At 32.5% G+C, this 21,589-nt stretch carries 23 protein-coding genes and 1 other RNA gene; 19 read left to right on the top strand and 5 right to left on the bottom strand.

The window, feature by feature from the left end; all coding sequences use genetic code 11:
* The first annotated feature begins 169 nt into the window (after window positions 1-169).
* The 8 genes from murQ to V1T75_RS08940 all read left to right on the top strand — a co-directional run bounded on the left by murQ (window position 170) and on the right by V1T75_RS08940 (window position 7,305).
* Window positions 170-985: an N-acetylmuramic acid 6-phosphate etherase gene (murQ, locus tag V1T75_RS08905; RefSeq protein WP_330488201.1), complete on the top strand. Its 816-nt coding sequence runs from the start codon at window positions 170-172 to the stop codon at window positions 983-985.
* A complete protein-coding gene (locus V1T75_RS08910) occupies window positions 978-1,217 on the top strand; it encodes a DUF6095 family protein (RefSeq protein WP_330488202.1) in 240 nt (79 codons plus the stop codon). The genes murQ and V1T75_RS08910 overlap by 8 nt, the downstream gene beginning before the upstream one ends.
* A 3-nt stretch (window positions 1,218-1,220) precedes the next feature.
* Window positions 1,221-2,273: a D-alanine--D-alanine ligase gene (locus V1T75_RS08915; RefSeq protein ID WP_330488203.1), complete on the top strand. Its 1,053-nt coding sequence runs from the start codon at window positions 1,221-1,223 to the stop codon at window positions 2,271-2,273.
* Window positions 2,274-2,360: 87 nt separating this feature from the next.
* Window positions 2,361-3,314, top strand: a complete 954-nt coding sequence (locus V1T75_RS08920; RefSeq protein WP_330488204.1) for a hypothetical protein — start codon at window positions 2,361-2,363, stop codon at window positions 3,312-3,314.
* Window positions 3,315-3,362: 48 nt separating this feature from the next.
* Window positions 3,363-4,082: a hypothetical protein gene (locus tag V1T75_RS08925; RefSeq protein ID WP_330488205.1), complete on the top strand. Its 720-nt coding sequence runs from the start codon at window positions 3,363-3,365 to the stop codon at window positions 4,080-4,082.
* Window positions 4,083-4,087: 5 nt separating this feature from the next.
* Window positions 4,088-5,197 carry a hypothetical protein gene (locus V1T75_RS08930; protein ID WP_330488206.1) on the top strand — a complete coding sequence of 370 codons (1,110 nt, stop codon included), beginning with the start codon at window positions 4,088-4,090 and terminating at the stop codon, window positions 5,195-5,197.
* 18 nt (window positions 5,198-5,215) lie between these two features.
* Window positions 5,216-6,124 (top strand): hypothetical protein, encoded by a 909-nt coding sequence (locus V1T75_RS08935; protein WP_330488207.1) that lies wholly within the window; start codon window positions 5,216-5,218, stop codon window positions 6,122-6,124.
* Window positions 6,121-7,305, top strand: a complete 1,185-nt coding sequence (locus tag V1T75_RS08940; RefSeq protein WP_330488208.1) for a gliding motility-associated C-terminal domain-containing protein — start codon at window positions 6,121-6,123, stop codon at window positions 7,303-7,305. The genes V1T75_RS08935 and V1T75_RS08940 overlap by 4 nt, the downstream gene beginning before the upstream one ends.
* Here the strand turns inward: V1T75_RS08940 and V1T75_RS08945 are convergent, their stop codons facing one another.
* Window positions 7,306-7,800 carry a DinB family protein gene (locus V1T75_RS08945; protein ID WP_330488209.1) on the bottom strand — a complete coding sequence of 165 codons (495 nt, stop codon included), beginning with the start codon at window positions 7,798-7,800 and terminating at the stop codon, window positions 7,306-7,308.
* Window positions 7,801-8,039: 239 nt separating this feature from the next.
* Between V1T75_RS08945 and V1T75_RS08950 the strand changes: the two genes are divergently transcribed.
* Entirely contained in the window at window positions 8,040-8,762 is a 723-nt protein-coding gene (locus V1T75_RS08950; protein WP_330488210.1) for a hypothetical protein, read from the top strand.
* Between the two features lie 57 nt (window positions 8,763-8,819).
* Here the strand turns inward: V1T75_RS08950 and rny are convergent, their stop codons facing one another.
* From rny to V1T75_RS08970, 4 genes are all read right to left on the bottom strand, one after another.
* Entirely contained in the window at window positions 8,820-10,385 is a 1,566-nt protein-coding gene (gene rny, locus V1T75_RS08955) for a ribonuclease Y (protein WP_330488211.1), read from the bottom strand.
* 49 nt (window positions 10,386-10,434) lie between these two features.
* Window positions 10,435-10,543: non-coding RNA, 6S RNA (gene ssrS / locus V1T75_RS08960), on the bottom strand.
* A 58-nt stretch (window positions 10,544-10,601) separates the two neighbouring features.
* A complete protein-coding gene (locus tag V1T75_RS08965; protein ID WP_330488212.1) occupies window positions 10,602-10,889 on the bottom strand; it encodes a cell division protein ZapA in 288 nt (95 codons plus the stop codon).
* Between the two features lie 16 nt (window positions 10,890-10,905).
* Window positions 10,906-11,196 carry a hypothetical protein gene (locus V1T75_RS08970; protein ID WP_330488213.1) on the bottom strand — a complete coding sequence of 97 codons (291 nt, stop codon included), beginning with the start codon at window positions 11,194-11,196 and terminating at the stop codon, window positions 10,906-10,908.
* Window positions 11,197-11,343: 147 nt separating this feature from the next.
* Here V1T75_RS08970 and V1T75_RS08975 point away from each other — a divergent pair, with 147 nt between their 5' ends.
* The 10 genes from V1T75_RS08975 (at window position 11,344) to V1T75_RS09020 (ending at window position 21,389) form a co-directional block, all read left to right on the top strand.
* Window positions 11,344-13,041, top strand: coding sequence for a M23 family metallopeptidase (locus tag V1T75_RS08975; protein WP_330488214.1), 1,698 nt, complete (start codon window positions 11,344-11,346; stop codon window positions 13,039-13,041).
* Window positions 13,042-13,047: 6 nt separating this feature from the next.
* The gene (locus V1T75_RS08980; RefSeq protein WP_330488215.1) at window positions 13,048-15,492 is read left to right on the top strand and encodes a carboxypeptidase-like regulatory domain-containing protein; all 2,445 of its coding nucleotides are present in this window, start codon (window positions 13,048-13,050) and stop codon (window positions 15,490-15,492) included.
* A gap of 164 nt (window positions 15,493-15,656) precedes the next feature.
* Complete coding sequence (locus V1T75_RS08985) at window positions 15,657-16,241, top strand: SMI1/KNR4 family protein (protein WP_330488216.1); 585 nt, start codon at window positions 15,657-15,659, stop codon at window positions 16,239-16,241.
* 45 nt (window positions 16,242-16,286) lie between these two features.
* Entirely contained in the window at window positions 16,287-16,961 is a 675-nt protein-coding gene (locus tag V1T75_RS08990) for a hypothetical protein (protein ID WP_330488217.1), read from the top strand.
* 29 nt (window positions 16,962-16,990) lie between these two features.
* Entirely contained in the window at window positions 16,991-17,317 is a 327-nt protein-coding gene (locus V1T75_RS08995) for a DMT family transporter (protein WP_330488218.1), read from the top strand.
* Window positions 17,318-17,326: 9 nt separating this feature from the next.
* Complete coding sequence (locus tag V1T75_RS09000) at window positions 17,327-17,686, top strand: DUF2200 domain-containing protein (protein ID WP_330488219.1); 360 nt, start codon at window positions 17,327-17,329, stop codon at window positions 17,684-17,686.
* A gap of 154 nt (window positions 17,687-17,840) precedes the next feature.
* Window positions 17,841-18,419 (top strand): non-canonical purine NTP diphosphatase, encoded by a 579-nt coding sequence (locus V1T75_RS09005; protein WP_073183277.1) that lies wholly within the window; start codon window positions 17,841-17,843, stop codon window positions 18,417-18,419.
* Window positions 18,420-19,451, top strand: coding sequence for a FecCD family ABC transporter permease (locus V1T75_RS09010; protein WP_330488220.1), 1,032 nt, complete (start codon window positions 18,420-18,422; stop codon window positions 19,449-19,451).
* Between the two features lie 136 nt (window positions 19,452-19,587).
* On the top strand, window positions 19,588-20,292 hold the full coding sequence (locus V1T75_RS09015; RefSeq protein WP_330488321.1) for an ABC transporter ATP-binding protein: 705 nt from the start codon (window positions 19,588-19,590) through the stop codon (window positions 20,290-20,292).
* A 65-nt stretch (window positions 20,293-20,357) separates the two neighbouring features.
* A complete protein-coding gene (locus V1T75_RS09020; protein ID WP_330488221.1) occupies window positions 20,358-21,389 on the top strand; it encodes a M28 family metallopeptidase in 1,032 nt (343 codons plus the stop codon).
* Window positions 21,390-21,589: the final 200 nt, after the last annotated feature.

Here is a 21,589-nt window from a genome sequence, read left to right on the forward strand (position 1 = left end):
AAGCAGGTGATTTTATCACCTGCTTTTTTATTTAAAAATACCCTAAGCTAATGAGCATACCAGCAACTGTCTCTGAATTGCTATTTCTTAAGCTCAGAGTTTACAATACAGCAAAATTATAATCGTCACATTCTAATATCTTAAAACTTTTAATTAGTAAATTTGAAACATGAAATTTATCAAAACAACCGAACAAGATTCTAACTACCATAATTTAGAAAAAATGAGTCTTTCAGAGTTATTGTTTAACATTAATAAAGAAGACAAAACGGTTCCTTTGGCTGTAGAAAAAGCACTTCCTCAAATAGAAAAGCTCACAAAACAAATTGTTTTAAACTTAAAAAAAGGAGGGCGATTGTTTTATATTGGTGCTGGTACTAGTGGTCGGTTAGGTATTGTAGATGCTAGTGAATGTCCTCCTACTTTTGGTGTTCCTCACGAATTAGTTATTGGACTAATCGCTGGTGGTGACTACGCCATTAGAAAAGCTGTTGAATTTGCTGAGGATTCGACAAATCAAGGATGGAAAGACCTACAAGAGCATCAAGTTTCATCAAAAGATGTTGTAGTGGGTATTGCTGCATCTGGTACAACCCCTTATGTTATTTCTGCCTTAGAAGAATGTAATAATAATGGTATTATTACAGGCTGTATAACCTGTAACCAAGGAAGTCCTTTGGCGCTAACTGCTCAATTTCCGATTGAAGTCGTTGTAGGCCCTGAGTTTGTAACTGGAAGCTCTCGAATGAAAGCTGGAACAGCACAGAAATTAGTGTTAAATATGCTTTCTACAGCTAGTATGATTCAATTAGGAAGAGTTAAAGGAAATAAAATGGTAGATATGCAACTATCGAATAACAAACTAGTAGATAGGGGAGAAAAAATGTTAGCTTCTGAATTAAATATCGACCAAAAAACGGCTAGTGAACTATTAAAAAAATATGGAAGTGTTCGTGAAGCAATAAAAAATGTTACCAATGAATAAACCTACCACTTTTGAAACAGGTATAAAAAAGCTTCTTATTTTTTTAGGCTTATTAATTGTTGCTCCTTTGGTATTAAGTGTTGCGTTTAAAGCTTTACGAGCTTTTAAAGAAACTCCAAAGATTTTTATTGCCTACGCCTTGCTTACAATTGGTATTTTATTAATACTATTTACCGTATATTATGGCTTTAAAACATTTAAAACCATATTAGATCACCTTTTCAGTAAATAACTTTTGATTAAAAATAATTCCATAAAAAAAATAACAGATTGGGAGCATTGGCCATCCGCTATGTTTTATCTCCCTAATCTTCCATACGCTTTTTATTTAGCTTTTAAAGCCAAACATTTGGCTTTTTTTAGCGCTGCTAATCCATGTATAAAAAGCTCAGGAAATGGCACAGAAAGTAAGTACGAAACAATTTTATTAGTTCCTGAAAAACACCGACCAAAGTCAGTTTTAATTAAACCAAATACTGATTTTGAAATCGTTTATAAAAATATTCAAAAACAAAAAATCAACTTTCCATTAATTGCTAAACCTGATATAGGCTTTAGAGGCTTGTTGGTTGAAAAAATAGCCTCAAAAAAAGCCTTAAAAAACTATCTTGAAAAATATGCTATTGATATTATTATTCAAGAGTTCTTAGACTATGAAAATGAGTGTGGCATATTTTACCACAGGAACCCCAAAGAAGATACAGGTAAAATTTCTTCCTTAACGCTAAAACGTTTTTTATCTGTTACTGGAGACGGAACCTCTACTTTAAAAGAATTAATTTTGGCTGATGAAAGAGCCAAATTGTACCTAGATTTATTTGCCAAAATCCATCTAGACAAACTTATGGAAATTCCTATTAAAAATAAGGTTATTAAACTTACAGCTGTGGGAAATCATTCCAAAGGAACTCAGTTTATTAATGGTAATTATTTAATAAGTGATAAACTAACAGCCACCTTTGACAAACTAAGTAAATCAATTCCTGGTTGGTACTATGGACGAATTGATTTAAAATACAATACTTTTCAAGAATTAGAGGAAGGCATAAATTTTAAAATACTAGAAATTAACGGAATTATAGCAGAACCTACTCATATTTACGATTCGCAAAACTACACCTATTTAAAAGCCTTAAAAGCTATAAGAACACATTGGAAATCACTTTTTACTATTGCTATTACAAACCACAAAAATTTTAACACCCCCTACAAAGATTCTCTGAGCTTTCTTAATGAAATTATTTTATTAAAAAAGTATACAAAAAAAATTAAACGTCTCTCCAAATAAAAAATCTTTTCTATATTTGTAAGTGAATACATGTTCATGTATTATAAGAATCCCCCCGAGTCTTAAACCAATTAATTACTCAACTGAATGGAAAGAAGGTTACTTTTTTCTTTACTTCTTTTTTGTGCAATAATTCCAACTTTCTCTCAAGTTAAAGTTGGGGAAAATCCCTCTTCCATACATTCAAACTCTATTTTAGAATTAGAAAGTTCAGATAAGGTATTGGTTATTAGCAGAATGACAGATACACAAATGAATGCTATTCAGCCCTTACGCGGTGCCTTAGTTTTTAACACTGACTTAAACTGTGTTTTTATGTACGATGGAACTACATGGGTTAGCTTATGTGGAGGCTCTGGAAATACGAGAGAATCAATTAAAGTAACAACTTCCTCTACCCCACCTTCTGACAATAATATTGGTGATTTTTGGATTAACGATACTCAAAATAACACTACTAGTATTTGGGACGGAACTAGTTGGATTTCTATAGATAACAACCCAAGAAGGGGTAATGGAGTACCTAATGCTAGTAGCGCTCCCAATCCAACACCTGGAGATGTTTATGTAGATACAACCACCGGTATAATTTATGCTTATGATGGTACAACTTGGGTGACATCTAACACAACACCATCTGCAAATAACGGACTTTTAATAAACGCTAGTAATACTATTCAATTAGGCGGCGTGTTAATTCAACCTACCACTATTGAAACTAGTACTACAAATACATTAGCTATTAGTGGTTTAGAAAATGGAAATACTACAACTGACGATATAGTTACAGTAAACAGAACCACTGGGGTTTTGAAAAAAGTAGACAGTTCTAATTTACTAAGAGAAGACGTTACAAAAATTACAGCTACAGATGGACAAGTAACATTTACTGGTCTTATATTATACACAACTGATAAAATTAATGTATACAGAAACGGAGTTAGAATCGATTTTACCGTAGACAATCCTACAACAATTACCATAGAACCTGATGCTATATGCTATGCAGGTGATGAAATACGAATAGTTCAATTATATTAATAAATAACCAATAAAAAAGTTTAATAACGCAATCAATTCTCAAAAATCATGAAAACAATTACAAACAAATTAAAAGTCGCTTTAGTAGCCGTTGGTTTCCTTGCTGTGGGTACTGTTAGTGCACAAACTACCTCTGGCGATATTATTGTACAAGGAGCTACTACTCTAGGTAATAATGGAGGTACAGTGAAATTAGTAGACAATAAGGGTACTATTAAATATTTACAAGCTGAAAATGGTTTAACTTCTTTTACCAACACAACACCTAGTGGTGGTGTAGTTACTACTTGGCAATTAGGAGGTACACTAACTGAAAACACATATATTACAGCTGGAACAGGAACAGAATTTGCTTTAGATGGATTAGAGTTAGTCACTGCGGGTACTGCTTCTACAAACGCTGTTGATCGTGAATCTCATGACGGAGATGCTGCTGCTGGTGGAACTGGTTTTACAGTATTAATCAGAGATGAAGATTCTGGAGCTATCCAAAAAATACAATTAGCTGACTTATTCCAAGTTACAGCTATAAGAAGAGAAGCTACCCCTCCAACTAATACTACTGGACCTACAGAAAGTATTCTTGTAGCTGGTTTACCTGTTATTGACGCTACAAATGAAGCTAAGTTATTTGTATTTAGAAATGGAGTAAAATTACGTTGGAATACTGATTTCACTGCAACTACAGCTGGATCTATTGATATAAATATCTCTGCTGACTTACCTTTATATCTAGGAGATGTTATTGAAGTACACTACATCAATTAATATTAATGTTCAAAAACATTAAACATATAAAAACATTTATACTAACTTTTGCATTGGTACTATTAACTTTTAGTATCAATGCACAAGAAGTTAGGGTTATTGATAATAAAGGAACTATACAAACAGTTAACAACAATACTGTAACTACCTCTACAACAGCCCCTACACTTCCAGTTGAAAACGATGTTTGGTTCGATACTACCAACAATCAAATAAAAATATATGATACTGTAGATGGTTGGAAATTAATCACCTCTACATTAGCTTCTCAAAACATCTATACTGCTGATGATGCTTTAACAGCAAATCGTAAATTAAGCGGTATCAATAATTTTGGGTTAACTTTTGAAAACTTAACTTACTTTCAATTATTTAGTAATAATAGTATTCAAGTATTTAGTGACAATACTATTCAAATGAATGCTATCAATAATATGCAAATAAGCGCTACAGGAATTGGTAGCACTATTCAGCTTTCATCTGCTAGTACTATACAACTTTCTGCTCCAAACAACATTATGTTACAAAGTCCTACAGAATTTAACAATACATTATTAGATGTTAATGACTCTGCTGGAACTTCTGGTCAAATACTAAGTTCTACGGGCACAGGTGTAGAATGGGTTAACAACCAACAAAACACTGTAACAAAAACATCAAACTCTTCTACAAGTACACCTGCTACTTATTCTTTCCCTGTAGGTTACACCCCTATAGAAAATGATTTTTTTATTTATGAATTAACTTCAGGTGAACATAGCACCATATATATATACAATGATGGTGTTTGGGAGCAAATAGCTCCTACCAAAGCTTCTAGAATATTCTATCCGCCTTCTATTGCTATAGATGCCAGTACAACTGGTTCGGGTAGAACCATTAACTTATATACTCAATACACAACTCAATTTAATAGTCCTGCCGTTGGTAGTACTAGTGCTCCAGCTACTATACCTACTTATAATGCTGATGAATTATACTACTACGTTACCGATTATGACACGTCTATCTTAACTATTAACAGTATAGATGATAACGGATTAATGACTTATAGTGTAGATAACATACCTGCGGATGACAACACTATAATTAATGTGGTATTTGTTGTAAAATAATACTTAAAAAGATAATCTATGAAGTTTTTAACTATATCTATATTTTCCTTTTTGGTATTATCTACGACTAATATATTTTCTCAATCTTTAAATGATTACAGAACTATAGCTTCGGGCAACTGGACAACTACTAGTATTTGGGAAGTGTACAATGGTGTTGCTTGGATTCCTGCAACAACGTATCCTGGTCAAGTAGCAGGCACAAACGATGTTACTATTTCTAATGGAGCTACAGTAACAATTAATAGCGCAATTAGTAATACTATTAATTCAGTAACCATAGGTGATCGAACTGGAACCCCCGTTATTGAAACATTATCCATCACTGGTACCTCTAGCATTAATACACTTGAGTTTAACATAGCCTATGACGGCCTTTTAAGATGGGATGCTAATGTATCTTTGTCTTTAACCACAAATGCTTCATTCTTTATTGAAAACTCCAATCCAGATGGTTTAACCCTAGGTACCGATCACGGTATTTATATAAACCCAGCTGGCTGTAATGTTCAAAAAATTTTATACATCGGTACAACAAGATATACAAACTGTAATGGTGGAGGTCCAAACCCAAAACCCTTAACGTTTAACGAAGCAAATAATAATGGAGGTAACTTGGGCGTAGCCCCTACTTCTAACACTCCTGTTTGTTCTGGTCAAACAGTAAATTTATTCGCTAACCCATCAGGTACCGATGCTGGTAGTGCCTCATACACTTGGACAGTCACTTCCTCTCCTGTAGCTTATACATTTTCCTCTACAAATGAAAACCCAACTGATTCTCCTACTATAGTAGGCACTTATATTTATGAAGTTACGGCTACAAGTGGAGCTATCTCAAACACAAATACCGTTTCAGTTGAGATTATATCATGTAATAAAAGAATAATTACCAACCGCCGTATAACTTATAGAGTAAACAAATGATTTTTCGTGGAAAACACATATCGTTTATTTTATTTATAAGTTGTATTACTATTACAACAGCACAAAACGCTTTTCACAATTCAGGTAACGTCCAATTACATGATGGTGCTAAAATTGGTTTTCACACCAACATCGTTAATAATGGCACGTTAGATAACTATACAGGTTTTGCTGGTTTTTATGCTGATAACGAGGTTAGAACTATTTCTGGAACTAATCAAGTTACCTTTTTTAATGTAGAAATTGATGCACTACAAAACTTAGAATTGTTTAATTCTTTAGGAGTACGCAATCAGTTAAGTTTTATTAACGGACAAGTCATCACCCCCAGAAATAACACAAATATTTCCTTCGATTTTATAGATTATGACTTCTATGCAGGTGAAGATAATGAACGACATATAAACGGATACACCTCTTTAAAACAAGGTAACAAAAACACTTCTAGTTTTTCTTTTCCTATAGGAGACGGAGCAATGCTACGTCCCATGAGCTTACCTCACACTAATAAATACTACTTTTTTAAGGGAGCATATTTTTACGAAGACCCTAATTTTCCAACTACTTTTACTGTTAATTTTTTAACAGACCAAAAACAAGCTCTAATTGAAAATATTAGCACTATTGAATTTTGGGATTTAGACGGAAAAAATGAAACCCAGATTACATTAACATGGAATAGTCGTAGTGATATTGCTTCTTTAGCGAATCAAATTTCGCAATTAATTGTAGTAGGTTGGAGTAAAACTGAAAGTCAATGGGTAAATTTAGACGTATTAAGGGTTACTGGAGATTTGTCTGAAGGAACAATTACATCAGCTGCATTTATTCCTGACAATTATGAAGTAATTACTATCGGCTCATTACTAGATGATAAAATTAAAACCAATAATAACAACATTTTAATTTCTCCAAACGGCGACAATCTTAACGACTTCTTGGTTTTTGACGAGGTAAATGAATACACTCACAACAAGCTGGTTATTTATAACCGTTGGGGAAATATTGTGTACCAAACTGAAGACTATAAAAATGATTGGGATGGTACCTCTAATGGTAGAGCAACCATTAATAGAGAAGATAAACTTCCAGCAGCAACCTATTTCTACTACCTAGAATTGGGAGATGAACCAAATGCGTATCAAAAACTTAAGAAGGGCTGGGTTTATATTAACCGATAATTATTTTACTAACACTTTTTTTGGAGTAGTAGGATTATATCCAAAATCGGCATCCGGCAATTCTATCCCTAATTGATTTATAATAAACCCGATACTAGCAAAATGATGTATTGCATGACTGTGCGCTTGTATCAAAGCGCTACCTAAAGTATAATTTGCCGTAACCTTTCCTGTTCCTAAATCGTCAGTAACAGCAATAATTGTATCAAAATCTTCCGTCTTTAAACAATATAATTGTTCAATAACTTCATTAAAATATGCAATACCAGAGGCTGTTTTTTGCTCTGCTAATTGATTGCGCTCTCTATCAGAAAAATCAACACATTTTTTATTTAATCCATTAAAAATACAGGCAAAGACATCTAAAATATGTCTCATATTAGCCCCTATACTCGAATAATAAGGTGGAATAGATGTATCACTGTATTGTTCATCACTAATCGCTTCCAATAGTTTAATTCCTCTTTGTAAATTTTTATCAATAGCTGCTATCATTCGTACCTATAAGTTTTCAAGTAAGTCGTATAAATATAGAACTTTTTACGGGGACAAATAAATTATTTTTCCAATTCAAAATAAGATACTATATATCAGCCACCTAACACAAAAAAGCTTTTTATATTAACTCTTTAAAAAAGTGTTAATATATTTTTTGGCACGTTCTTTGAAAAACATACAACAACTGCGGAAGCCGAAAAGCATATAGAGTAAGCATAACCCTAAAATTAGCAATTATGAGAACAGGGATACTATTATTATTAGCAATGATGTCATTAACAACTGTAAATGCCGACAACATTGAAAAATCAACTAGCAAAATTGGGGTTACAAACCGTTATAATGACGCTGTTACCTTTGTTGAAAGAGGAATCCAATTTCATGTATTTTTAAACGGAGATTTCGACTTTAATACCCACTACGATCGATATTCAGATTACGGTGTACGTATAAAACGTGATAGAAGAGGTCGTGTTAGAAGTGTAGGAAATGTGTATATAAATTACGATGCCAGAGGAAATGTAAAAAGAATTGGTAGTGTATTTATGAGGTATAAGTTCGGAAACTTATTTAAAGTAGGAAACCTGCATATCCAATACGATAGATGGGGAAATCCAAGGTTTAGAGGATATGTAAAACCAGGAGGACATCACCATTATGGAGATGATCAGTATTATTACGATGATGGGGTTGATGTAAATATCGATATAAATATAGGTGATATTTTTGATTATGACGATGTATATTTTTACAGAAAAGACTTTGGAAGAAACTATCGTCAGTTTAGAGAAGACACTAATTTTTACTACTATAGAGCCTTACCAAATGCTAAAATTGGAAAGCGTAGTAAAATTATAAAAAGACGTAAACAAAAAGCTTTCAAAAATAAAAAGTACAACAATAAGTACAGAAAAGGAAAGCCTGAACAAAAAGGGAAATCGAGAAGAAACCATGAGTAAACAAAAATCCCTCATCAGTTTTGATGAGGGATTTTTTATTTTATAAAGTACCGCAAACTATTTAGCTACGTTAACCGCTCTGGTTTCTCTAATTACCGTTACTTTAACCTGTCCAGGATAAGTCATATCGTTCTGAATCTTTTGAGAAATATTAAATGATAATTCAGCAGCTTTAGTATCGTTTACTTTAGCACTTTCTACCATAACTCTTAATTCACGTCCGGCTTGGATAGCATAGGCTTTTTGCACTCCGTTAAATCCGAAAGCAATATCTTCTAAATCTTTTAAACGTTGAATATAAGAATCTAACACTTGACGACGGGCACCTGGTCTTGCTCCAGAAATTGCATCACATACTTGAACGATAGGGGCTATTAAGCTCTTCATTTCAATTTCATCGTGGTGAGCCCCAATTGCATTACATACATCTGGCTTCTCTCCATATTTTTCAGCCCATTGCATTCCTAATAATGCGTGTGGTAATTCACTTTCTGTTTCAGGTACTTTACCAATATCGTGTAATAAACCTGCACGCTTAGCTGCTTTAGCATTTAAGCCCATTTCAGCAGCCATAAGACCACAAAGGTTTGCCACTTCACGTGAGTGCTGCAATAAGTTCTGACCATAAGAAGAACGATACTTCATTCGTCCAACAGTTTTAATCAATTCAGGATGCAAACCGTGAATTCCTAAATCGATCACCGTACGCTTACCCACTTCAATAATTTCTTGAGTAATTTGCTTTTCGGTTTTCTTAACAATTTCTTCAATTCTTGCTGGGTGAATTCTTCCATCTGTAACCAATTTATGCATAGATAAACGAGCTATTTCACGACGAACAGGATCAAAACACGATAAAATAATTGCTTCAGGGGTATCATCAACAATAATCTCAACTCCTGTTGCAGATTCTAAAGCACGAATATTTCGCCCTTCTCTACCAATAATTCGACCTTTAACATCGTCTGACTCTAAATTGAAAACCGAAACACAATTTTCTACAGCTTGCTCTACTCCCACTCTTTGAATCGTATTTAAAACTACCTTACGTGCTTCTTGTTGCGCAGTCATTTTAGCTTCTTCAATAGTGTCTTGAATGAAAGACATAGCATCAGATTTTGCTTCGTCTTTTAACGATGCTACCAATTCTGTTTTAGCTTCATCAGCAGATAGTCCAGAAATCTGCTCAAGCATGTCTACGTGACGCTTGTGCATTTTTTCTAATTCTGACTCTTTTTTTTCTAAGAACTCTAATTTATAATCAAAATCAGCTTCTTTCTTTTCTAACTGTTTGTTTAGTTTTTTGGTTTTATCTAGTTCTGATGATACTTGACTTTCTTTATCTCTTATTCTTTTTTCAACATCAGAAACTTTCTTTTCTCTAGATAAAATTACTTTTTCGTGTTCAGACTTAAGCTCTATAAACTTTTCTTTAGCTTGTAAAATCTTGTCTTTCTTTATTGCTTCGGCTTCTACTTTAGCTTCCTTAAGAATGCTATTGGCCTCTTTTTTTGTTTCTTGTATTAATTTATTTGCATTAGATTTTTCTAACATTTTAGCAATAAAAAAACCTACTGCTACACCTATAATTCCTGCTAAAACAGGAAATAATATTCCCTCCATAATTTTGATTTGATTGTATAAAAAAAGCCTACATTAATAGGGTTTTAAAAAACTCCAAAATAACAAGTTTAGGATTAACTGATTGATCAAGGATCCGAGGTAAAATCGGCTTGCTTTACTAACCACGACTCATCCTTTATAATTGAATAACGTTGAGTTTAACAAACAATGTACTAATGTAGGCAGTATATTAAATAATATATTTTAAAGAACGTTTTATAAATGATCTTCTAGCAAGTTAGTCAATTCATTTATCTTTTGCAATACCTCGGCTTTTTCTTTAGTATTTTTTAATGATACTATTTCTGCTTTTGACGCAAACTGTAAAGCACTCATGGCTAAAACATCTTGCTTATCTGCTACCGCATAACTTTGTTCAAACTTAGCTATCAATTCATTAATACTTTTTGCTGCCTTACGTAACCCTTCTTCTTCATCGGTACTATTCACACTTAATGGATACGTTCTACCAGCAATTACTACATTAACTTTTATCTTTGACATGCTAAAGAACTTTATATTATGTGTTCAAAAGAGTAATGCATTTATCAATCTCTCGAACCAAAGCATTTATTTTGAGTTTTGTTTCTCTTGTATTTTCGTTACTGCCCTCAATAGTTTTTGCAACTTTCAGCAAATTAAATTGTTTTTGCTGTTCTTCTAATTGCCTCTCTTTTTCTTGTAATAAAACTTGTAACTCCGCGTTATTTTGAAGTAAAACTTTATTTTCTTCTTTCAAAAACTCATAATTTGAAAGTAAGTTCTTCAACTTATCTTCCAGTAAATGAACTGCTTCTAAAGGGTTACTCATTTATTATAGAGAATAAAACTATTCTCACAAAGTTATTAATATAACTTATAATTAGCAACTCTTTTAGTATTTTTTACCAAAACACTGATTATGAACCCCTAAGGTTTTTAGTAGATTTTTACTAGTTTTGCTTTAAACTATTGCATTTTGAAATTTTATTGTTCTCTTATTTTATTCGTCTTTTTTATCAGTGGTAATGCTCAAAATAAGTACCCTCGAAATTACTTTTCAAACCCTTTAAAAATACCAGTAGTAGTATCAGGTACTTTTGGAGAGTTGCGTAGCAATCATTTTCATTCTGGTATAGATATGAAAACTCTTGGAAAAGAAGGTATTCCTATTCATGCTCCTGCTAATGGATATGTTTCTCGCATTAAAGTACAACAATATGGCTTTGGAAAAGCGTTGTATATAACTCACCCTAATGGTTACACAACTGTATATGCACATTTAAAACGATTTGAACCAAGCATTCAACAATATGTAAAAAGTATCCAGTATCAAAAAGAAAAATACAACACAGGAAACCTTTTTCTAAAACCAGATAAATTCCCTGTAAAAAAAGGACAGATAATAGGTTATACTGGCGACACAGGTAGCTCTGGCGGCCCGCACCTACACTATGAAATTAGAAATACGAAAACCGAACATATTATCAATCCGATGCTTTTTGGTTTAAATGCCGAAGATGATAAAACACCTACTGTTCAAAAATTAATGGCTTATCCGTTAAGTGATGATGCGAGAATTAACAATTCTGCTTTAGCATCTGTAGTTTCTTTTAAAAATAACGGCCATGGTAATTATATAGCTGAAAAAATAACCGCTAGCGGTACTATTGGCTTTGGTATTAGCGTATTTGACAGATTAAATGGTGCTTTGAACAAAAATGGAATTTATAGTTTAGAAATGAAGGTAAATGGTAAACGCATGTATTATCATGATCTTGAAACCTTTTCTTTTGCCGAAAGCAAATACATTAACCTGTTAATTGATTATAAACATTACAAAAACTATAAAAATAAAATACAAAAAACACATAAAGTAGAAGCCAACAAACTTAGTTTATATAAAGATTTAGTTAATAATGGAAAAATTCATATTGAAAATGGAGCGAATTACAGTATTGAAATTATTGCCAAAGATTTTAAACACAATACCTCTAAAGTAACCATACCTGTTAAAGGAATTGAAGCGAACTTAGTATACAAACAAAAAGATACCACCAACTATAAAGTTACCGCTGCTAGTTTTAATAAGTTCCATCTGAAAAATATAACTGTTGCTTTTCCAAAAAACACCTTTTACGAAGATTGCTTTATCGATTTTAAGGTAGAAAATGGTACTGCTAAAATTCACGACCCTACAATTCCTTTAGACAAACGTTATACGCTAACTTTTGAGACCTCTTTTTTAACAGAAAATCAAAAGCAACAGGTGTATATAGCTAATGTTACAAATCCTAAATATCCGAGGTATACATCTACAAGAAAAAAAATAGATAAGGTATATACGAGCACAAAGCTTTTAGGTAGTTATGCTTTGCGTTTCGATACTGAAAAACCAACTATTCAATTATATAACTTTAGCAATAATCAATGGATTTCTAAAAACAAAACTCTTAAAGTTAAAATTGGAGATAAAGATACTGGTATTAAAAATTACCGTGCTACTATTGATGGTGAATGGGTTTTAATGGAGTATAATCATAAAAAAAGAATCTTAACGTACGATTTTAATGATAAAAAGTTGGTAGGTAGCAAACATATTTTTAAACTTGTAGTCTCTGATAATGTGGGTAATACTGAAACAGTTTCAGCAACATTTTTCAGAAAAGTAAACTAAACAAGCTTGAAAAAATTTATTCTTTTATTACTGTTCCCTTCACTCGTTTTTGCACAAAAAACAGCTACAGTAAAAGGAATCATTACCAATAAATTCAATACACCAATTGAAGGAGTTGCGATTTCTTATTTATCAAAAGGAACTACTACCGATGCCAACGGAATGTATCAATTTACCATTCCTATTCGCAAAACTGTTACTGTTACATTTACTCATGTTTCCTATAAAACTTTGGTAAAAAAATTCACTTCTAGAGGAAAAAGAAGCTTTAACTTCTCTCCTACTTTACAAATTAAGAGTGAAGAATTAGAAGAAGTTATTGTTAAAAACCAACAAAAAGAAGCACAGGGTATTACCAAAATAAAAACTAAAAAAGTAAAAAACATACTTGGTGCCAATGCCGGTGTTGAAAATATATTGATGACACTCCCTGGAGTTAGTAACAACAATGAATTAAGCACTCAATACAATGTTCGTGGAGGTAATTTTGATGAGAACCTAGTATATGTAAATGGAATTGAAGTCTACCGCCCTTTTTTAATCCGTTCCGGCCAACAAGAAGGACTAAGTTTTACCAATCCGCATATGATTCAGAATATCAATTTTTCTGCAGGTGGATTTCAAGCAAAATATGGAGATAAATTATCTTCTGTACTAGATATCACCTATCGAAAGCCAACCAACTTTGGCATTCAGCTAGATTTAAGTTTGTTAGGAGGTAGTTTTACCATTGAAGATACTTTTGCCAATAATAAACTAAGTGCAATTGTTGGTGTTCGTTATCGTGATAATAGCTTATTTGTAAATAATAAACAGACTGAAGTTAACTTTAGACCCCAATTTACAGATGTTCAATCATTTTTAAGCTACCAAGCAACTAGCAAACTTACATTAAACCTCTTAGGGAACTTCTCTCTTAACAACTATAATTACCAACCATTAACTCGCAAAACCCGATTTGGAACTTTAACGAATCCGCTAGAATTGATCGTTTTTTATCAAGGGCAAGAAAAAGATCGTTTTCAAACCTTATTTGGAGCACTTTCTGCTGATTATCAAGTTAACGACAACCTAAAACTTACAGGTACAATTTCTTCTTTTAATACACAAGAAGAAGAATATTTTGATATTGCTGCCGCTTACGCCATAGGCGAAGTAAATAGCAATATTGGTGCTGAAAATTTTGGTGAAGTTGAATTTTCTCAAGGAATAGGTTCGCAAATTAATCATGCACGCAACGACTTGGATGCTTTAATCAGCAATATTCAACTAAAAGCTACTTTAAAAGACGGTAACAATGAATGGAAAGCTGGTATCAAATACCAGAAAGAAAATAGTAAAGACCGCATTCGTGAATGGGAAGTGATAGATTCTTTAGGTTTTTCTGTTCGTCCACCACACCATATTCCTAATAATCAACCATACGAACCTTTTACAGGTCCTATTGAGCCTTACAGAAATGTGAGAGCAGAAAATGAAACAGACATTAACCGTATTACTAGTTTTTTACAATTTAGTAGAAAAACAATGTGGAACGACCACCAAGTTTGGATGAATATTGGCGTTCGTGCTCATTATTGGTCTATAAAAACAGCTTCTACTAATAGTTATTCTCAAACAATCTTTAGTCCTAGAGCACAATTTGCTATAAAACCTAATTGGGAGAGCGATATGCTATTTAGAATATCTGGCGGATGGTATTCACAACCTCCTTTTTATAAAGAATTACGTGATTATGACGGACAAGTACATCCCGAAGTAAAAGCACAAAAGTCAATTCACTTAGTTGCTGGGAATGAATATAGTTTTAACGTATGGGAGCGTCCTTTTAAATTAGTTACCGAACTCTATTATAAAGACTTATCTGATGTAAATGCTTATTCTGTAGATAATGTCCGTATTCGTTATCGTGCAGACAACGTTACTGATGCCTATGCTTATGGTTTAGACGTTCGCTTAAATGGTGAGTTTGTTCCGGGTAACGATAGTTGGGTAAGCTTTGGATATTTAAAAACCGAAGAAAATAGTAACAATAGAGGTTACATTGCTAGACCAACCGATCAACGTTTAAAGTTTGGTGTACTATTTCAAGATTATGTACCTAACTTACCTGATTTGAAAGCCTACTTAAACTTAGTTTACAATACAGGTTTACCAGGTGGAGCTCCTGCATATTCAGATGTATATCAATTTCAAAACCGTTTAAACGATTACAAACGTGCTGATGTAGGAATTTCTTATGTTTTTGCAGATGCTAACAAACAACATACAACAGGTTTTTTAAGAAGTTTTAAAGAGCTTACTGCTGGTTTAGAACTTTTTAACATTTTTGATATTCGTAACTCCAATACCAACACATGGGTACGTGATGCTTACAGTAAAAACCAATACGGTATTCCTAACTACATGACGGGAAGAGTGCTAAACTTTAAACTAGGAATGCAGTTTTAGTCTCCTCTACTCTTTTTAACGAAAAATTAGCGAAAAAACTTCCTTTAGCATTTTCTACACATAGTACTTTAGCTCAAGAATTTAAAAGTACTATGGAAAACTCTATCCATTTTTTGTAAGAGAGTTTAATAAGCACCAATATTATACTACAAAAAATAATTAAAATGAAAAATCAAAAAATTGAAATTGAAAACTTATGGAACAGATTTAAAAATTGGATCACTTCAAACGCTCCTCATTTATCAAAAGAACTTCAACCTTCAGTTCAACCAGAAGAAATAAAACAATTACAACAAACTATACAAACAGAATTACCTGAAGACTTTATAGCCTTTTTAAGTATACACAATGGTCAAAATAGCAATGCTGATGGTTTTATAGATGCTGAAGAGTTACTTTCTTCTGACCGAATAATGGACGAATGGAAAATTTGGTATGATTTATATCACAGTGGAGACTTTGATGATTGTGAAGCTGAGCCTGACGAAGAAATTAAAAACTTTTGGTGGAACCCTAAATGGATACCAATTACCTATGACGGATCAGGAAATCATCTTTGTATAGATATGGACCCTACTGAAAATGGAACCAAAGGGCAAATAATAAGGATGTGGCATGACGATAGTATAAGAGAATTTATTGCTCCTTCTTTTAAAATTTTCTTTGAAAACTATTGTAACAATCTTGAAAATGGCAAATATGTTTACTCCGACGAATGGGGAGGTATAGTTAATAAAGAAGGTGTTTAAATCATTTTTTTTACACTGTAAAAACTATAAACAATACACAACATTATGAATTACGAACAACATTTTCAACGCTCATCTGAGATTAGAAATGAATACTGGCAACAAACAGGAACTCCTTTTTCTGATGTTATAGGAAGTATGATTAACCCTACCTTTTTAGGAGGGCCAAAATGGCCTTCTTTGCGACAAGCACATATAGGAATCAATACTGATAATGAAACTATTATAGCTACAGATGGATTAAGTGATCCATATGACGACTACGATACAAACTCAGAAAACCAAACCTATAACGGTATTGGTTTAGAGCTCTATGCAATTAGCGGTAATAAATATGAAGACATTCAACAGGTTATTGATTCTTGGGAATTTAAAGTTATACGAAGAGCAAGTAATATTGCTGCTGCTAACCCTAATATTTCATATACTATAAATGATTACACCTACATTTCCACTACTATTGATAGTAGTGGATTACCTGAATATTTTGTAAATGAAGATGAAGAGGTTGGTATATTGTTAGGTTTAAAAAATAACAGTATTAGTGACTCTTTAAAATTAAGTATTGAAGAAATAGCATTGGTTAACATAACACTTTTAACTCCAAAAGAATTAGCTTATATATTAGAAAATGGAGCTGAGGGAAGAAATAAAGTAGCAGAATTACTTACTAATAAAAATTTTCATAAATTAACATCTCAACGAGAATCTGTTATATAAAATAATCAGTTAACAGTAAAATTTAATAAATGAATTGGACTTTATTAATTATAGCTGGGCTTTTTGAAGTCGCTTTTGCTGCTTGTCTTGGCAAGGCTAAAGAAGCCACGGGAATTGAAACTTCTTACTGGTATATAGGCTTTTTAGTTTGTTTATCTATCAGTATGTTACTTCTTATAAAAGTAACACAAGAGCTACCTATTGGAACTGCTTATGCAGTTTGGACAGGTATAGGAGCTGTAGGAACAGTATTAATTGGGATTCTGATTTTTAAAGAACCTGCTACATTTTGGCGACTCTTTTTTATCACTACCTTAATTATTTCAATTGTAGGACTAAAAGTAGTTTCTCACTAACTATAAAACATGAAAACAACACCAAAACACGACGAAAGAATTGCAAACATAACTTTTGCTTCTGTTTATCCACACTATGTTACGAAAGTTGAGAAAAAAGGTAGAACTAAAGGGGAGTTACATCAAATAATTGAATGGTTAACTGGTTTTGATAACCAGATGTTAAACAACTTAATTGATCAAAAAGTAACTTTTGAAACCTTCTTCAAAGAAGCCAACTTAAATCCAAATGCCCATTTAATTACAGGTGTTATTTGTGGTTATCGAATAGAAGAAATCGAAACTCCGTTAACGAAGCAAGTTCGCTATTTAGACAAGCTTGTAGATGAATTAGCTAAAGGTCGTAAAATGGAAAAAATTTTACGATAAACCTTTTAGGGTACTTAATAATTTTTAACCCTACCTTCTCACAATACCTCTTTATTTACAAGACTTTCAAGACGAATATCTTTTTTATAAAAAATAAAAACACCAGCAAAGATGATAAAAATTGAATACATTTGCTTTTGTTAATTTTCAACACATGAAACTAGTTTTTGCTACTAATAATCTAAACAAACTTGCTGAAGTACAAAAAATGCTCCCTAGCTCTATTGAGTTACTTTCTTTGAAAGATATCGATTGCTTTGATGATATTGAAGAAACTGCAACTACTTTAGAAGGTAATGCTAAGATTAAAGCAAATTACATTACCGAAAAATTTGGATATAATTGTTTTGCCGACGATACAGGTTTAGAGGTAGAAGCTTTAAATGGAGAACCAGGAGTATATTCTGCTCGCTACGCAGGTGAACCTGCTAATGCTGAAAACAACATGCAAAAACTATTAACAGCGTTGGATAATAAAACTGATAGAAATGCTCAGTTTAGGACTTCTATTTGTTTAAATTTAGACAAAAAACAGTTTTTATTTGATGGAGTTTGTAAAGGAACTATTTTAACATCTAAACAAGGTGAAAAAGGTTTTGGATATGATCCTATTTTTCAACCTGAAGGATACAATAAATCATTTGCAGAAATGACTTCAGAAGAAAAGAACAAAATAAGCCATAGAGGATTAGCAATTCAACAATTAGTAGCATTTTTAAAATCAATTAACTAATTGAATTTATCAAAAACATACACCTTTCATTTTTTACTTTTATCGGTTTTACTGATCGTTTTTTTATTATTAAACATTAGCTTAGGTTCCGTATCAATACCTTTAAAAGAAATTTTCAATTCCTTATTTGGTAATCCAGTAGCAAAAGATAGTTGGGAAACCATTATTATCAACTACCGCTTACCTAAAGCAATTACTGCAATACTGGTAGGATCTGGATTAGCCATAAGTGGTTTGTTAATGCAAACATTATTCAGAAATCCACTTGCTGGTCCTTTCGTATTAGGAATATCTTCTGGCGCAAGCCTTGGTGTAGCATTACTCATTTTAGGCTCTAGTGTTTTTGGAGGATTTTTTTTAGTAGCAATCTACTCCAACTGGGCATTAGCCATTGCTGCTAGTGCAGGATCTTTCTTAGTATTATCAGCGGTTATTATCGCTGCAAACAAAGTCCGAAATACCATGTCTATTTTAATTATCGGCTTAATGTTTGGCTCGTTAACATCGGCCGTTATTAGTGTTTTAGCTTTTTTTAGTGAAGCGGAGCAAATACAACAATATTTATTTTGGAGCTTTGGAAGCTTAGGAAACCTAACTTGGGCTGAACTTTCAGTTTTTGGAGCAATTTACCTTGTAGGAATTCTTGGAACTTTTTCTGTTATAAAACCTTTAAACAGCTTTTTATTAGGTGAAAACTATGCAAAAAGCTTGGGTATTGACATTAAAAAAAACAGAAATATTATTTTATTAATTACAAGTATTCTTACAGGAGTCATTACTGCTTTCTCTGGACCTATTGCTTTTGTTGGATTGGCTGTTCCGCATATTGCTAAAATGATTTTTTCTACCTCAAACCACAAAGTATTATTACCTGCAGTTGCTTTAATTGGAGCAATTATTCTATTAATTTGCGATAGCATAGCACAATTACCTACAAGTGAATTTACTTTACCTATCAACGCTATAACCTCTTTATTTGGAGCACCAGTAGTTATTTGGTTATTAATTAGGAAGAAAAAGATTTATGTATAAAGTTCAGAATTTAAAAATGGTATAAATAGTTAAACGAGTACATATCAAACAGCAACCAAAACATATCGTCTTACAAACAGAAAACCTTTCTATAGGGTACAAGTCAAAAAAGCAAGAAATTCTTATTGTTTCGGATATTAACGTAACTATTGAAAAAGGAAAGTTTGTCGCTTTATTAGGTAAAAACGGCATTGGAAAATCAACCTTACTCCGCACCATTTCTAAAGTTCAAAAACCTTTAAAAGGTGTTGTAAAAATCAATCAAAAAGAACTTTCAGCCTATACCAACCAAGAATTATCTACTACCCTAAGTTTGGTATTAACCGAACGCCTGCCACTAAGTCAACTAACTGTTTTTGAACTCGTTGCTTTAGGTCGCCAACCTTACACTAACTGGATTGACAAACTAACACAAGAACATTTAAAAAAGATTCTTTGGGCAATTGAGCAAACAGAAATTACCCATTTGAAAGACAAGCGATTTTATGAATTAAGCGATGGTCAGTTACAACGTGTACTTATTGCTCGTGCGTTAGCTCAAGATACCGAAATTATTATTTTAGATGAGCCAACTGCTCACCTAGATATACATCACACCTTCAAAGTGTTTTCTTTATTAAAAAAACTTGTAGAAAACACTGGAAAAACTATTATTATCTCTACTCACGAAGTAAATATAGCCATCCAACTAGCAGATGAATTCATACTGCTTTCTGAAAAACAACTATACACTGGTACTTCTCAAGAATTAATTACCCAAAATGCCTTTAATGAACTTTTCCCTAAAGAATTAATAAGTTTTAACAAAACATTAGAACAATTCGTTATTAAGAAAAATTAAATTTGAGCGATTGTAACATTTTGTTACTTTTGAAACCAATCAAACTAAACAAACCTTAATTATTGATGAAAAAATTACTTTATATAGCTAGTGCTTTTGCACTGGTAGCTTGTGGCTCTAGCAAAGAAACTGCAAATAATGATGCCACCACAGACCAAGCTGCAAAATATGCCCAAACCATTACGGCAAAAGATTTAGGTAAACATCTGTTTATCTATGCTTCCGATGAATTTGAAGGAAGAAATACAGGGGAGCCTGGACAAAAAAAGGCGGTAAAGTATTTAAAAGATTTTTATGTTAGTCAAGGAATAGCTTCCCCTTTAGGTGGTAATGATTATTTTCAAGAAGTACCTTCTGAGTATTTAAGTAACAATCGTAGAGGAATGACTTTAAAAGACTCTGAAAATGTTGTTGCTTTTATCAAAGGAACGGAAAAGCCAAGTGAAATAGTGGTTATTTCTGCTCATCTAGACCACGAAGGGGTTAAGAATGGAGAAATATACAATGGTGCAGATGATGATGGTTCAGGAACTGTAGCTATTTTAGAAATTGCTGAAGCTTTTAAACAAGCTGCTGACGCTGGTAAAGGTCCTAAACGTTCTATTTTATTCTTACACGTTACAGGTGAAGAAAAAGGTTTATTAGGTTCTAAATATTATACTGAAAACCCAATTTTCCCATTAGCCAATACTGTTGCTGATTTAAATATTGACATGATTGGTAGAGTTGACGACCGCCATAAAGGAAATCCTAACTATGTATACTTAATCGGTTCTGATAAGCTAAGTACTGAATTACATAACATTTCTGAAGCGATGAATAAAAAATATACAAACATCGATTTAGACTATAAATACAACGATGATAACGACCCTAACCGTTTTTATTATCGTTCTGACCATTATAATTTTGCTAAGCACAACATTCCTATTATTTTTTATTTTAATGGAACACATGCCGACTATCACCGACCAACTGACACTCCTGACAAAATCAATTACGAAATGTTAGAAAATAGAGCTCGTTTGGTTTTCCATACTGCTTGGGAAGTTGCGAATCGTGAGCATCGTGTTGTGGTTGATAAAGCTGCAGAATAAGGTCTAATCAAATTTAAATTATAAAGTTTAAAAGCTCATCTACTTAGGTGGGCTTTTTTTACGTTCTCTTCTTCATTTTTAACCTCAACCTTAAAATATATCTTCTTTTATCCACACAAAAAAGAAATAACAGTTTATTTATCTATTTAAATAATTATATCAGAAAAATAATCTAAATATTAAACAAAAACCTGACAAAT

Origin of the sequence: Tenacibaculum sp. FZY0031 (assembly GCF_036350695.1) — a bacterium.
Lineage (GTDB): Bacteria > Bacteroidota > Bacteroidia > Flavobacteriales > Flavobacteriaceae > Polaribacter.

Excerpts from the sequence above, each read along its gene's own strand:
- murQ (WP_330488201.1), top strand. The coding sequence starts at position 170 with ATGAAATTTATCAAAACAACCGAACAAGATTCTAACTACCATAATTTA.
- V1T75_RS08910 (WP_330488202.1), top strand. The coding sequence starts at position 978 with ATGAATAAACCTACCACTTTTGAAACAGGTATAAAAAAGCTTCTTATT.
- V1T75_RS08920 (WP_330488204.1), top strand. The coding sequence starts at position 2,361 with ATGGAAAGAAGGTTACTTTTTTCTTTACTTCTTTTTTGTGCAATAATT.
- V1T75_RS08925 (WP_330488205.1), top strand. The coding sequence starts at position 3,363 with ATGAAAACAATTACAAACAAATTAAAAGTCGCTTTAGTAGCCGTTGGT.
- V1T75_RS08930 (WP_330488206.1), top strand. The coding sequence starts at position 4,088 with ATGTTCAAAAACATTAAACATATAAAAACATTTATACTAACTTTTGCA.
- V1T75_RS08935 (WP_330488207.1), top strand. The coding sequence starts at position 5,216 with ATGAAGTTTTTAACTATATCTATATTTTCCTTTTTGGTATTATCTACG.
- V1T75_RS08940 (WP_330488208.1), top strand. The coding sequence starts at position 6,121 with ATGATTTTTCGTGGAAAACACATATCGTTTATTTTATTTATAAGTTGT.
- V1T75_RS08945 (WP_330488209.1), bottom strand. The coding sequence starts at position 7,800 with ATGATAGCAGCTATTGATAAAAATTTACAAAGAGGAATTAAACTATTG.
- V1T75_RS08950 (WP_330488210.1), top strand. The coding sequence starts at position 8,040 with ATGAGAACAGGGATACTATTATTATTAGCAATGATGTCATTAACAACT.
- rny (WP_330488211.1), bottom strand. The coding sequence starts at position 10,385 with ATGGAGGGAATATTATTTCCTGTTTTAGCAGGAATTATAGGTGTAGCA.
- V1T75_RS08965 (WP_330488212.1), bottom strand. The coding sequence starts at position 10,889 with ATGTCAAAGATAAAAGTTAATGTAGTAATTGCTGGTAGAACGTATCCA.
- V1T75_RS08970 (WP_330488213.1), bottom strand. The coding sequence starts at position 11,196 with ATGAGTAACCCTTTAGAAGCAGTTCATTTACTGGAAGATAAGTTGAAG.
- V1T75_RS08985 (WP_330488216.1), top strand. The coding sequence starts at position 15,657 with ATGAAAAATCAAAAAATTGAAATTGAAAACTTATGGAACAGATTTAAA.
- V1T75_RS08990 (WP_330488217.1), top strand. The coding sequence starts at position 16,287 with ATGAATTACGAACAACATTTTCAACGCTCATCTGAGATTAGAAATGAA.
- V1T75_RS08995 (WP_330488218.1), top strand. The coding sequence starts at position 16,991 with ATGAATTGGACTTTATTAATTATAGCTGGGCTTTTTGAAGTCGCTTTT.
- V1T75_RS09000 (WP_330488219.1), top strand. The coding sequence starts at position 17,327 with ATGAAAACAACACCAAAACACGACGAAAGAATTGCAAACATAACTTTT.
- V1T75_RS09005 (WP_073183277.1), top strand. The coding sequence starts at position 17,841 with ATGAAACTAGTTTTTGCTACTAATAATCTAAACAAACTTGCTGAAGTA.
- V1T75_RS09020 (WP_330488221.1), top strand. The coding sequence starts at position 20,358 with ATGAAAAAATTACTTTATATAGCTAGTGCTTTTGCACTGGTAGCTTGT.